The following is a 12,617-nucleotide window of genomic DNA, read 5'->3' as shown; positions in this document are numbered from 1 at the left end:
TACGGAAGAGCGCTTGATGGGCAACAGCAGCAACAACATCAGCAGCGACATCAGCAACATCAGCAACACCAGCGAGACCGACCCCACCCCCTTCCCCGCCCGCGACCGCTTCGCGGACGGCGCGCAGTACATCGCCGGCCGGCTGACCTCCGGCACCTCCGGCCGTCGGCACGCCGTCGTCGACCCCGCCACCGGCGCCGAGGTGTACGACTACGAGCTGGCCGGCACCGCCGACGTGGACGCCGCCGTGTCCGCCGCCGCGGCCGCCTACCCCGAGTGGTCCGGCGCCACCCCGGGCGAGCGCTCCGACGCCCTGCACCGCTTCGCGGGCGTCCTGGCCGAGCGGGCCGAGGAGTTCGCGCGGGCCGAGTCGCTGCAGTGCGGCAAGCCGATCAAGCTCAGCCGGGAGTTCGACGTGCCCGGCACCGTCGACAACGCCGCGTTCTTCGCCGGCGCCGCCCGCCACCTGCAGGGCCAGTCGGCGGGGGAGTACTCCGCCGACCACACCTCGTACGTACGCCGTGAGCCGATCGGCGTCGTCGGGTCCATCGCGCCCTGGAACTACCCCCTCCAGATGGCCGCCTGGAAGGTCCTCCCGGCCGTCGCCGCGGGCAACACGATCGTCCTGAAGCCCGCCGAGCTCACCCCGTTCACCTCGCTGCTTTTCGCCGAGGCCGCGACGGAAGCGGGGATTCCGGACGGGGTCGTGAACATCGTCTCCGGCGCCGGACGGGACGCCGGCGAGCACCTCGTCGGGCACCCCGACGTCGCCATGACGTCGTTCACCGGCTCGACCGCCGTCGGCAAGCGGGTCGCCGAGATCGCCACGAGCACGGTCAAGCGACTGCACCTCGAACTCGGCGGCAAGGCGCCCTTCGTCGTGTTCGACGACGCCGACCTGGAGGCCGCCGTGCACGGTGCCGTCGCCGGGGCCCTGATCAACACCGGCCAGGACTGCACCGCCGCCACCCGCGCCTATGTCCAACGCCCGCTCTACGACGCGTTCGTGAGCGGTGTCGCCGACCTGATGGCGACCGTCCGGCTCGGCGACCCCTTCAACGAGGCCACCGACCTCGGCCCGCTGATCTCGCACGCCCAGCGCGACCGCGTCGCCGGCTTCGTCGACCGCGCCCGCGGCTACGCCCGGATCGTCACCGGAGGCGAGGCCCCGAAGAATGACGGCCTCGACAAGGGCGCGTACTACCGGCCCACCCTCGTCGCCGACGCCGCGCAGGACAGCGAGATCGTGCAGTCGGAGATCTTCGGGCCCGTCCTCGTCGTGCTGCCCTTCGACTCCGACGAGGAGGGCATCCGCCTGGCCAACGACACCCCGTACGGGCTCGCCGCCTCCGCCTGGACACGGGACGTGTTCCGTGCCGGGCTCGCCACCCGGGCGATCAAGGCGGGCTGCGTGTGGATCAACGACCACATCCCGATCCTCAGCGAGATGCCGCACGGCGGCTACAAGGCCTCCGGCTTCGGCAAGGACATGTCGGCGTACTCCTTCGAGGAGTACACGCAGATCAAGCACGTGATGTACGACAACACCGCGGTCGCCGCCAAGGACTGGCACCGTACGGTCTTCGGGGACCGCGCCTGACCACCGCGTCCCCCTCCCGCGCGGCGGCCGGCCTCCCCCTCCGGCCGCCGCGCCCCCCTCCCCGCATCAGGCCCTCCTGAAAGGTCCCCGCGTATGGATCAGTTCGAGTCCGACCGCCTGTCCCCGCCTCAACTCGCCGCGATACGGCGGAGCATGAGCAACGGCAGGGCCGCGCTGTCCCGCCGTTCGCTGCTGCGCGCCGGCGGCGGTGGCGCGCTCGCCGTCGGCGGTCTCGGCACGCTCGCCGGCTGCGGCATCCCGCCCGCGGCCCGCACCGAGGGCGGCGCGTCCGAGGACTTCTCGGACAAGGAGAAGACGGTCAGCTTCTCCAACTGGACCGAGTACATGGACGTCGACGAGAACGACAAGAACCGCCGTCCGACCCTGGAGAAGTTCACCCGGCGGACCGGCATCAAGGTCAAGTACGCCGAGGACGTCAACGACAACAACGAGTTCTTCGGCAAGATCAAACCGCAGCTCGCCGCCGGCCAGGACACCGGCCGCGACCTGATCTGCGTCACCGACTGGCTCGCCGCCCGGCTCATCCGCTTCGGCTGGGCGCAGAAGCTCGACCCGGCCAACCTGCCGAACGCGTACGCCAACCTGGCCCCGCAGTTCCGCGACGTGGAGTGGGACCCGGGCCGGGCCTACACCTACCCGTGGGCCGGCATCTCCGTGGTCGTCGCGTACAACGTGAAGGCCACCGGCGGCCGGGAGGTCACCTCCGTGTCGCAGCTGCTCGACGACCCGAAGCTCAAGGGCAAGGTCGGCGTGCTCTCCGAGATGCGCGACACCATGGGCATGACGATGCTCGACATGGGCAAGGACCCGGCGAAGTTCACCACCGACGACTTCGACGCGGCCGCCGCCCGGCTGCAGAAGGCCGTCGACAAGCGCCAGATCCGCCGCTTCACCGGCAACGACTACACCTCCGACCTCACCAAGGGCGACCTCGCGGCCTGCCTCGCCTGGGCCGGAGACGTCGTACAGCTCCAGGCCGACAACCCGGACGTCCGGTTCCACATCCCCGACAGCGGCTACCTCACCGGCACCGACGTGCTGCTCGTCCCCAACAAGGCGCGGCACAAGGAGAACGCCGAGCGGCTGATCGACCACTACTACCAGCCCGCGATCGCCGCCGAGCTCGCCGCCTGGATCAACTACGTCTGCCCGGTCGACGGCGTGAAGGACGAGCTCGCCAAGATCTCGGAGGAGGCGGCGAACGACCCGCTGATCGTCCCGGACAAGAAGATGGCCGAGAAGTCGAACAACTTCCGCGCGCTCTCCCCCAAGGAGGAGACCGCGTACGAGGCCAAGTTCGCCCAGCTCACCGGCGCCTGAGCGCTCCGCCACCGGCCCTTGAACCGGCCCTTCGACCCTTCGGCAGGAACCATGACTGACGACACGACGCGCGGCGACGTCCGCCTCTCCGGGATCAGCAAGACCTACGGCTCGTTCACCGCCGTGCACCCGCTCGACCTGACCATCCCCGAGGGCTCCTTCTTCGCCCTCCTCGGCGCCTCCGGCTGCGGCAAGACCACAACCCTGCGCATGATCGCGGGACTTGAGGACCCGACCACCGGCACGGTCCACCTCGGCGAGCAGGACGTCACCGGACTCGCCCCGCACAAGCGCCCGGTGAACACCGTCTTCCAGTCGTACGCGCTCTTCCCGCACCTCGACATCTACGAGAACGTCGCCTTCGGTCTGCGCCGGCGCGGCATCAAGTCGGTGAAGAAGCAGGTCGGCGAGATGCTCGACCTCGTCCAGCTCGGCGACAAGGCGAAGCACAAGCCGCACCAGCTCTCCGGCGGCCAGCAGCAGCGCGTCGCCGTGGCCCGCGCCCTGATCAACCACCCGCGCGTGCTGCTCCTCGACGAGCCGCTCGGCGCCCTCGACCTCAAGCTGCGCCGCCAGATGCAGCTGGAGCTGAAGCGCATCCAGACCGAGGTCGGCATCACGTTCGTGCACGTCACGCACGACCAGGAGGAGGCCATGACGATGGCCGACCAGGTCGCCGTGATGAACGGGGGCCGGGTCGAGCAACTCGGCGCCCCCGCCGACCTGTACGAGAACCCGCAGACCACGTTCGTCGCCAACTTCCTCGGCAGCTCCAACCTGATCGAGGCCGAGATCGCCGCGTCGAGCGGCGACACGCTCGCGCTCAAGGCGGGCGACGACAAGCTGACCCTGCCCGCGGCCCGATGTTCCGCGCCGAAGAACACCGGCGGCAAGGTGCTCGTCGGCATCCGCCCGGAGAAGATCTCGCTCGCGCACGCCGACGACGCGAGGGAGATCGCCGACGGCCGCAACCGCCTCACCGGCCGCGTGACCGCCACGAGTTTCATCGGCGTCTCCACGCAGTACGTCATCGACTCCCCGGTCTGCGAGGGCCTGGAGGTGTACGTGCAGAACGTGGAGCGCGACGGCCGCCTCGCCCCCGGCGCCGAGGTCGTCCTGCACTGGAACCCGGAGCACACCTTCGGCCTGGACGCCGCGCAGGCCATCGACGCGGGCGTGGAGACAGTGGAAGAGGCCGCCGTATGACGACGCTCACCGAGGCGCCGCCCGCCGCCCCCGAACCCACGCCGACCAAGGCCCGCAGACGCCGCAAGCTCACCCCGTACTGGCTGCTGCTGCCCGGCATCCTGTGGCTGTTCGTGTTCTTCGCGCTGCCGATGGTCTACCAGGCCTCGACCTCCGTGCAGACCGGGTCGCTGGAGGCCGGGTACAAGGTCACCTGGCACTTCGCGACCTACTGGAACGCGCTCGCCGAGTACTGGCCGCAGTTCCTCACGTCGATCCTGTACGCGGGCCTCGCCACGGTCTTCTGCCTGCTGCTCGGCTATCCGCTCGCGTACCTGATCGCGTTCCGCGCGGGCCGCTGGCGGAACCTGCTGCTCATCCTGGTGATCGCGCCGTTCTTCACCAGCTTCCTGATCCGCACCCTCGCCTGGAAGACGATCCTCGCCGACGGCGGACCGCTGGTCGGGATCCTCAACTCGCTGCACGTCCTGGACGTCACGAGCTGGCTCGGCATGACCGAGGGCGACCGGGTGCTCGCCACCCCGCTCGCCGTGGTCTGCGGACTCACGTACAACTTCCTGCCGTTCATGATCCTGCCGCTGTACACCTCCCTGGAGCGGATCGACCCGCGCCTGCACGAGGCGGCCGGCGACCTGTACGCCAAGCCCGCCACCACGTTCCGGCGGGTGACGTTCCCGCTGTCCATGCCGGGCGTCGTCTCCGGCACGCTGCTCACCTTCATCCCGGCGAGCGGCGACTACGTCAACGCCCAACTCCTCGGCTCCACCAGCGAGAAGATGGTCGGCAACGTCATCCAGTCGCAGTTCCTCACCGTCCTCGACTACCCGACGGCGGCCGCGCTCTCCTTCATCCTCATGGCGGCGATCCTGCTGATGGTCACCTTCTACATCCGCAAGTCCGGGACGGAGGACCTGGTCTGATGGCTGTGCTTCTGTGGATACGGCGCCATCTCGTCGTCCTCGCGGGCCTGTTGACGCTCGGCTTCCTGATCCTGCCGAACCTCGTCGTGCTGGTCTTCTCCTTCAACAAGCCCAAGGGCCGCTTCAACTACGCCTGGCAGGAGTTCTCCACGCACGCCTGGCGCGACCCCTGCGGCGTCGCCGACCTGTGCGGCTCGCTCGCGCTGTCGTTGCAGATCGCGCTGTGGGCCACGCTCGGCGCGACCGCGCTCGGCACGATGATCGCGTTCGCCCTGGTCCGCTACCGCTTCCGGGCGCGCGGCGCGATCAACTCGCTGATCTTCCTGCCGATGGCCATGCCCGAGGTCGTCATGGCCGCCTCGCTGCTCACGCTCTTCCTCAACATGGGCGCGCAGCTGGGCTTCTGGACCATCCTCATCGCGCACATCATGTTCTGCCTGAGCTTCGTCGTGACGGCGGTCAAGGCCCGCGTGATGTCGATGGACCCGCGCCTGGAGGAGGCCGCCCGCGACCTGTACGCGGGGCCCGTGCAGACCTTCGTACGGGTGACGCTGCCGATCGCGGCGCCCGGGATCGCGGCGGGCGCGCTGCTCGCGTTCGCGCTCTCCTTCGACGACTTCATCATCACCAACTTCAACGCCGGCTCGACCGTGACCTTCCCGATGTTCGTCTGGGGCTCGGCGCAGCGCGGCACCCCCGTGCAGATCAACGTCATCGGTACGGCGATGTTCGCCGTGGCCGTGATCTGCGTCCTGGCCGGAATGCTGATCGGCAACCGGCGCAAGAAACAGTCCGTGTAGACCGCGCGGACAACTCACGTAGTTCTCAAGGGAGTTGGAAGCCATGGCCCCAGGTGCCATGAGCAGTGCAGAAGTCCTGGACACCCTCGCGGGCGTCAAGCCGGTCCCGTACTGGCTCGACGACCCGGGGAGGCCGGCCGCCGAACCGGCCCTCACCGGCGGCGAGCAGTGCGACCTGCTCGTCGTCGGGGGCGGCTACAGCGGACTGTGGACCGCCCTGAACGCCAAGGAGCGCGACCCCGACCGGGACGTCGTGCTGATCGAGGCGCGGGAGGCGGCCTGGGCCGCCTCCGGCCGCAACGGCGGCTTCTGCGCGGCATCCCTCACCCACGGCTTCGGCAACGGCCTGGCCCGCTGGCCCGGCGAACTCGCGAAGCTGGAGGAGCTCGGCGCCCGCAACCTCGACGGGATCGAGGCGGCGCTCGACCGGCACGGCATCGACTGCGACTTCGAGCGCAGCGGCGAGATCGACGTGGCCACCGCGCCCCACCAGGTCGAGGAACTCGCCGAGCTGCACGGCGAGATGAGCCGCCTCGGCCTCGCCGACGGCGTCGAACTCCTCGACCGGGACGCGGTCCGCGCGCAGGTCGACTCGCCGACGTTCCTGGGCGGGCTGTGGGACCGCAACGGCGTCGCCATGCTGAACCCGGCCAAGCTGGGCTGGGGCCTGAAGCGCGCCTGCCTCGCCCTCGGCGTCCGGATCTACGAGAACACCCCGGCCACCACGCTCGCCGCCCGCGGCGCGGGCATGGCCGTGCGCACCCCGTACGGCCGGGTCCTGGCCCGCCAGGTCGCGCTCGCCACGAACGTCTTCCCGTCCCTGGTCAAGCGGATCCGCCCGTTCACGGTCCCGGTCTACGACTACGTCCTGACCACCGAGCCGCTCACCGCGGACCAGCTCGCCACGATCGGCTGGCAGGGCCGCCAGGGCCTCGGCGACTCGGCCAACCAGTTCCACTACTTCCGGCTCACCGCCGACCACCGCATCCTCTGGGGCGGCTACGACGCGATCTATCCGTACGGCGGCAAGCTCAGCCCGGAGCTGGACCAGCGGCCCGAGACGTACGCACGGCTCGCCGGCCACTTCTTCGACTGCTTCCCGCAGTTGGCCGGGGTGCGCTTCAGCCACGCCTGGGGCGGCGCCATTGACACGTGTTCCCGCTTCTCGGCGTTCTTCGGCACGGCGCACCGCGGCAAGGTCGCGTACGCGGCGGGCTACACCGGGCTCGGCGTGGGCGCCACCCGGTTCGGCGCGGACGTGATGCTCGACCTGCTGGCGGGCGAGCGCACCGAGCGCACGTCCCTGGAGATGGTCCGCACGAAGCCGCTGCCGTTCCCGCCGGAGCCGTTCAAGTGGGCCGGGATCGGACTCACCAAGTGGTCCCTCGCCCGCGCCGACAGCCACGGCGGCCACCGCAACCTGTGGCTGCGCACCCTGGACAAGGTGGGCCTGGGCTTCGACAGCTAGGGCGAATCCGGCGTACCGGGGTGCATCGACCTGCTGGTAGTCAGCCTCGGAACTTTTCTCAACTAATTTTCGGAACCCGCGTAATGGCTGCGGCCCCAGGGCCTCTCTCTCGTGAAACGCAATGCGCTCGAATGAGAGGGAGGCCCTGCCATGACTGGTGCGGGGGCGAAGTCGGCAGTGGAGTGGCTGGTCTCGGTGGCACCGAACCCCGAGGCCTGCCGCTGGGAGTGGGAACGCAACCCCCTGGGGGTGGCGCTGCTCCCGGCGGGCAAGCTCTGGGACGTCCTGATCCTGCCGGGGGAGCTCGGCTATCCGACGCTGGACGTGCTGAACCGTTGCATCGACCGTCCCGGCCCCGTCCTCGCCGACTTCGGTGACGCCCGGATGGGCTTCTTCGTGCCCGCCGGCACGGTGACCCGCTGGATCGGCACGGGCGTACGGGGCGCGGGCGAGGGCACCTGGATCGTCGTGCCGTACCCGGGCCGGGCGACCGGCGGGGTGCGCTGGCTGGTCCCGCCGGACGGCTCGGGCACGCTCAACGATCCGGCGCTGCTGGAACTCGCGATGCACGAGGCGGCGGCGCAGTTGGCGAGAGGCGGGGGCGAGAGCGGGGGCCGGACGTCTTGACAGCCGCATTGGTCTGGACCAGATTGGCGGCGTTCCATTCCCTCCAATTCCCCCATGCCCGGAGGCAGTTGTGGACCGCTCCCGATCTCGCGTACGCCCCGCACTCGTCGCCGTGTGCGCGGCCGTGGCCCTCGCCGCGGCCGGAACGACGACGACGTCGGCCGCCCCCGCGGCCGATGCGGCGCCCGCCGCCGGACGTACGAGCGCCGCGCAGGCGCTGCCCGAGCACGCCCTCGTCGGCTATCTGCACGCGAGCTTCGCCAACGGCTCCGGGTACACCCGGCTCGCCGACGTACCCGACAGCTGGGACGTCATCGACCTCGCCTTCGGCGAACCCACCTCGCCCACGTCCGGCGACATCCGCTTCGAGCTGTGCCCGAAGACCGAGTGCCCGAACGTGGAGAGCGAGGCGGAGTTCAAGGCCGCGGTCAAGGCCAAGCAGGCGGCCGGCAAGAAGGTGCTGATCTCCATCGGCGGCCAGAACGGCCAGGTCCGCCTGACCACCGCCGCCGCCCGGGACGCCTTCGTCTCCTCGGTCTCCGCGATCATCGACGAGTACGGACTCGACGGCGTCGACATCGACTTCGAGGGCCACTCCCTCTCCCTCGACGCCGACGACACCGACTTCAGGAACCCGAAGACCCCGGTGATCGTCCACCTGATCTCCGCCCTGAAGACCCTCAAGTCCCGTTACGGGGACGGCTTCACGCTCACCATGGCCCCGGAGACCTTCTTCGTGCAGCTCGGCCACCAGTACTACGGCACCGGCAAGTGGGGCGGCCAGGATCCGCGGGCGGGCGCGTACCTGCCGGTGATCCACGCCCTGCGGGACGAGCTGACGCTGCTGCACGTCCAGGACTACAACTCGGGGCCGATCATGGGCCTCGACGGGCAGTACCACACCATGGGCGGCGCCGACTTCCACATCGCCATGACCGACATGCTGCTCACCGGCTTCCCCGTCGCGGGCGACCCGGCGAACGTGTTCCCCGCCCTGCCGCCGGAGAAGGTCGCCATCGGCATGCCGGCCTCGGTGAACGCGGGCAACGGCCACGTCTCCACGACCGAGGTGAACAAGGCCCTCGACTGCCTGACGAAGGGCACGAGCTGCGGGACGTACGAGACCCACGGCACCTGGCCGGGGCTGCGCGGACTGATGGCCTGGTCGATCAACTGGGACCGGCACAGCGGCGAGGAGTTCTCGAAGAACTTCGACGCCTACTTCGGCTGAAGGGTCAGGGCTCCCCGGTTGTCCGCGTGAGCCGTCTTGTCGCGAGGGTCAGGGCGATGAGGAGCATGCCGCCGAGGAGCCAGCTGCCGAACACGTCGAGCGGCCAGTGATAGCCGCGGCGCACCAGTCCGTAGCCGACGGCGGCCACCAACAGGCCGGTGCCGACGGCCAGTTCGCGCCGCCACTGCGCACCCCGCAGCCACGGCAGCAGAAGCAGGGCGGCGGCCCCGTACGCGACGATCGCCGTGGCGGCGTGGCCCGAGGGGTAGAAGCCGCCGGAGCCGTCCGTGCCGGGCGGGCCGGGCCGGTCGAAGAGCGCCTTGAGCGGCGCGACGAGCAGCGGTACGGCGGCGAGCGCGAGCGCCGCGCACAGCGGCCCCGCCCACCAGCGCCGCGCACCGGCCCGCCGGGCGCACACCGCGGCGTACGCGGCGGCCACGGCGAGGGCGACGGGCGCGACCGTCATGTTGCCCAGGTCGGCGAGGAGTTCGGCGGCGCCGTCGGGGAAGCGGCTGTGCCGTACGAGGTGCGCGAACCGTTCGTCGGCGGCGCGCAGCGGACCCGAGGCGGCGATCTGCTGGCTGAACAGGGCGAAGGCCAGGCCCGACACGGCCAGCGCGGCGAGGAGTTGCGGGAAAGGGGTCGGCCGCCCCGGAACAGGGGGGGTGGTTCCGGGACGGCCGTGGGGACCGGTGTGCCGCTCGCCCCGGGGGGTTTGGGGCGGGCGGCCGTCCGATCGGTGAGGAGTTCCGGAGTCAGACTCTCCGGTGGTGTGCGCGAGGGCACGTCCGGCGCGAAGCTGGGGATGCTCCGTCCCGGTGTCGCCCACAGTCGCCTGTGAGCGGGGTGTTTCTCTCATCTGCGTAGAACGTACGGCAGACGGGAGCGGCGGCGACAGGTGGTCGGTCATCCCGCCACCCGCCTCCCACAGCTTCTTCACAGGCTCTGCCGCGCCCGTCGGCCGCACGTGCTCGGACCCGAGCGTCAGATCTGCGCGAAGGACTGCTCGATGACGTCCAGGCCCTCGTTCAGCAGGTCCTCGCCGATGACCAGCGGCGGCAGGAAGCGCAGGACGTTGCCGTAGGTGCCGCAGGTGAGGACGAGGACGCCCTCGGCGTGGCAGGCCTTGGCGAGCGCGCCGGCGGCCTCCGGGTTCGGCTCCTTCGTCGCCGGGTCCTTGACCAGCTCGATCGCGATCATCGCGCCGCGGCCGCGGATGTCGCCGATGATCTCGTACTTCTCCTGCATGGCCGCCAGGCGGGACTTCATGATCTCTTCGATCCGCTTGGCCTTGGCCGGGAGGTCGAGCTCCTTCATCGTCTCGATCGAGCCGAGCGCACCGGCGCAGGCCACCGGGTTGCCGCCGTAGGTGCCGCCGAGGCCGCCCGCGTGCGCGGCGTCCATGATCTCGGCGCGGCCGGTGACGGCGGCCAGCGGCAGACCGCCGGCGATGCCCTTGGCGGTGGTGATCAGGTCCGGGACGATGCCCTCGTCCTCGCAGGCGAACCACTGGCCGGTACGGCAGAAGCCGGACTGGATCTCGTCCGCGACGAACACGATGCCGTTGTCGTTGGCGAACTTCACGATCTCGGGCAGGAAGCCCTTGGCCGGCTCGATGAAGCCGCCCTCGCCGAGCACCGGCTCGATGATGATCGCGGCGACGTTCTCGGCGCCGATCTGCTTGGTGATCTGGTCGATGGCCTGCGCGGCGGCCTCGGGGCCGCAGTTCTCCGGGCCGGTCGGCCAGCGGTAGCCGTACGCCACCGGCACGCGGTAGACCTCGGGCGCGAACGGGCCGAAGCCGTGCTTGTACGGCATGTTCTTGGCGGTCAGCGCCATCGTCAGGTTGGTGCGGCCGTGGTAGCCGTGGTCGAAGACGACGACGGCCTGGCGCTTGGTGTACGCGCGGGCGATCTTCACCGCGTTCTCGACGGCCTCGGCGCCGGAGTTGAACAGCGCGGACTTCTTCGCGTGGTCGCCCGGCGTCAGCTCGGCGAGGGCCTCGGCGACCTCCACGTACCCCTCGTACGGCGTCACCATGAAGCAGGTGTGCGTGAAGTCGGCCAGCTGGGCGCTCGCGCGGCGCACGACGGCCTCGGCGGAGGCGCCGACGGAGGTCACGGCGATGCCGGAGCCGAAGTCGATCAGACGGTTGCCGTCGACGTCCTCGATGACGCCGCCGCCCGCGCGCGCGGTGAACACCGGCAGGACGGAGCCCACGCCGCCGGCCACCACCGACGTGCGGCGGGCCTGCAGCTCCTGCGACTTGGGGCCGGGGATCGCGGTGACGAGACGACGCTCCTGCGGAATGGCGGACATAAGGGGCTCCCGGGGCGAATGTGGGGGTGTTTCGGACGTTGCTCTTTTCCGCAGGCTAGGCGTGGTCGGGGGGAGTGGGCATGTTCCGGATGGGAGAAGTAGGACGGCGGCCTTGTCCGCGGCGGACATGGCGGGTGGCCGCCCGCGGGCTGCGGACGCACCCGTCCCGATGGCCGGGGAACGCCGAACGGGCCTGCCGCGCCTACTAGATTGAGCCCGGAACGCACCCGTCGACCGGCAGGTCGGGCGGGGTCGGCAGGCCGGGCGAGGCAGAGGCAGCAGGGGGCACTGGGTCATGGACCGCGAGGGCACGTACGAGGGACACGACTCGGGGCGGCGGCCCGCACCCGCGGCGCCCGCGTCCCCACCGCCCACGGCGCCGCCCGCCGCTCCGCCGCTGCCGCGCAAGCCGCCGGGTGCGCCCGAGTCCCCGGTCGCCGCGTGGCTCGCCGAGCCCCGGCCCGAGGCCGAGCCGGGCATCTGGCGGTTCGGGTACCGGCCGCGGGGGCCCGAGCAGGACGGCCGGGAGCTCAAGCGGCGCCTGGTGCGCGGCATGGTGATCCCGACGCTGCTCGGCCTGGTGCTCTGGTCGCTGCTGCAGAACGGCAGCCTGCCGTACCTGTGGCTGCCGGTGAAGGCGTTCACCCCGTCGGACTGGTGGCACGAGGGGACGATCCAGCCGCTCGGCTGGCAGGGCCAGAACGCGCTGATCGTCTACGGCGGCGTCGTGTTCGGCCTCGTCGTCGCCGCGGTCGTCCGGCTCAGCACCTGGAAGGAATCCGTCCGGTACTTCGTGACGGGCCGGCCGCAGCCCTCCCGCGCGCTGATCGCCGCCGTCGCCGCCGTCGGAGTCCTCGCCCTCGTCTGGCCGGACGCCCTCGGCCTCGGCCTGGAGCCCCTGCCCGTCGTCACGCCGGTGCTCTCGCTGCTCGCCCTGATCGCCGGCGGGTACGAGGTGTTCACGGTCAGCCCCGTCGTCACGTACGCCCTGTACGCGCTGATCACCCTCGCCGTCCTGTGGCCGTTCGCGCGGGTCGGCGGCTGGTGGGGCGCGCTCCGGAACCGCCCGAAGTCCCCGGCGCCCGCCAAGCCCGCCGCCCCCGCC

9 protein-coding genes and 2 pseudogenes are annotated in these 12,617 nt (G+C 70.9%); 9 read left to right on the top strand and 2 right to left on the bottom strand.

Annotation, left to right across the window (positions count from 1 at the left end; genetic code table 11):
• The first annotated feature begins 16 nt into the window (after positions 1–16).
• The 8 genes and pseudogenes from ACIDOF_RS33760 to ACIDOF_RS33725 form a co-directional block, all read left to right on the top strand.
• On the top strand, positions 17–1,600 hold the full coding sequence (locus ACIDOF_RS33760) for a gamma-aminobutyraldehyde dehydrogenase (RefSeq protein ID WP_409010025.1): 1,584 nt from the start codon (positions 17–19) through the stop codon (positions 1,598–1,600).
• A gap of 93 nt (positions 1,601–1,693) precedes the next feature.
• The gene (locus tag ACIDOF_RS33755) at positions 1,694–2,941 is read left to right on the top strand and encodes a spermidine/putrescine ABC transporter substrate-binding protein (RefSeq protein ID WP_409010024.1); all 1,248 of its coding nucleotides are present in this window, start codon (positions 1,694–1,696) and stop codon (positions 2,939–2,941) included.
• Positions 2,942–2,992: 51 nt separating this feature from the next.
• Positions 2,993–4,147, top strand: a complete 1,155-nt coding sequence (locus tag ACIDOF_RS33750; protein ID WP_409010023.1) for an ABC transporter ATP-binding protein — start codon at positions 2,993–2,995, stop codon at positions 4,145–4,147.
• Complete coding sequence (locus ACIDOF_RS33745; protein WP_409010022.1) at positions 4,144–5,067, top strand: ABC transporter permease; 924 nt, start codon at positions 4,144–4,146, stop codon at positions 5,065–5,067. The genes ACIDOF_RS33750 and ACIDOF_RS33745 overlap by 4 nt, the downstream gene beginning before the upstream one ends.
• Entirely contained in the window at positions 5,067–5,867 is an 801-nt protein-coding gene (locus tag ACIDOF_RS33740; RefSeq protein WP_409010021.1) for an ABC transporter permease, read from the top strand. Before ACIDOF_RS33745 ends, ACIDOF_RS33740 begins: the two co-directional genes overlap by 1 nt.
• Positions 5,868–5,910: 43 nt before the next feature.
• The gene (locus ACIDOF_RS33735; protein WP_409010020.1) at positions 5,911–7,335 is read left to right on the top strand and encodes an NAD(P)/FAD-dependent oxidoreductase; all 1,425 of its coding nucleotides are present in this window, start codon (positions 5,911–5,913) and stop codon (positions 7,333–7,335) included.
• A gap of 150 nt (positions 7,336–7,485) precedes the next feature.
• Positions 7,486–7,962 carry a hypothetical protein gene (locus ACIDOF_RS33730; RefSeq protein ID WP_409010019.1) on the top strand — a complete coding sequence of 159 codons (477 nt, stop codon included), beginning with the start codon at positions 7,486–7,488 and terminating at the stop codon, positions 7,960–7,962.
• 217 nt (positions 7,963–8,179) lie between these two features.
• Positions 8,180–9,193: pseudogene (locus ACIDOF_RS33725) on the top strand (chitinase); the annotation flags it as partial.
• Positions 9,194–9,197: 4 nt separating this feature from the next.
• Here the strand turns inward: ACIDOF_RS33725 and ACIDOF_RS33720 are convergent.
• Together ACIDOF_RS33720 and gabT are read right to left on the bottom strand one after the other, a co-directional pair.
• Positions 9,198–9,803 (bottom strand): phosphatase PAP2 family protein, encoded by a 606-nt coding sequence (locus ACIDOF_RS33720; RefSeq protein ID WP_409010018.1) that lies wholly within the window; start codon positions 9,801–9,803, stop codon positions 9,198–9,200.
• A gap of 374 nt (positions 9,804–10,177) precedes the next feature.
• Positions 10,178–11,512 carry a 4-aminobutyrate--2-oxoglutarate transaminase gene (gene gabT / locus ACIDOF_RS33715; RefSeq protein ID WP_409010017.1) on the bottom strand — a complete coding sequence of 445 codons (1,335 nt, stop codon included), beginning with the start codon at positions 11,510–11,512 and terminating at the stop codon, positions 10,178–10,180.
• 295 nt (positions 11,513–11,807) lie between these two features.
• Here gabT and ACIDOF_RS33710 point away from each other — a divergent pair.
• Positions 11,808–12,617 (top strand): annotated as a pseudogene (locus tag ACIDOF_RS33710) (ATP/GTP-binding protein); the annotation flags it as partial.

It is taken from the genome of Streptomyces sp. Da 82-17 (assembly GCF_046098215.1).
In the GTDB taxonomy this organism is placed as follows: domain Bacteria; phylum Actinomycetota; class Actinomycetes; order Streptomycetales; family Streptomycetaceae; genus Streptomyces.
This window is presented reverse-complemented; position numbering and strand designations above follow the sequence as displayed.

Coding starts and splice junctions, on each gene's coding strand:
- ACIDOF_RS33760 (WP_409010025.1), top strand. CDS start 17: ATGGGCAACAGCAGCAACAACATCAGCAGCGACATCAGCAACATCAGC.
- ACIDOF_RS33755 (WP_409010024.1), top strand. CDS start 1,694: ATGGATCAGTTCGAGTCCGACCGCCTGTCCCCGCCTCAACTCGCCGCG.
- ACIDOF_RS33750 (WP_409010023.1), top strand. CDS start 2,993: ATGACTGACGACACGACGCGCGGCGACGTCCGCCTCTCCGGGATCAGC.
- ACIDOF_RS33745 (WP_409010022.1), top strand. CDS start 4,144: ATGACGACGCTCACCGAGGCGCCGCCCGCCGCCCCCGAACCCACGCCG.
- ACIDOF_RS33740 (WP_409010021.1), top strand. CDS start 5,067: ATGGCTGTGCTTCTGTGGATACGGCGCCATCTCGTCGTCCTCGCGGGC.
- ACIDOF_RS33735 (WP_409010020.1), top strand. CDS start 5,911: ATGGCCCCAGGTGCCATGAGCAGTGCAGAAGTCCTGGACACCCTCGCG.
- ACIDOF_RS33730 (WP_409010019.1), top strand. CDS start 7,486: ATGACTGGTGCGGGGGCGAAGTCGGCAGTGGAGTGGCTGGTCTCGGTG.
- gabT (WP_409010017.1), bottom strand. CDS start 11,512: ATGTCCGCCATTCCGCAGGAGCGTCGTCTCGTCACCGCGATCCCCGGC.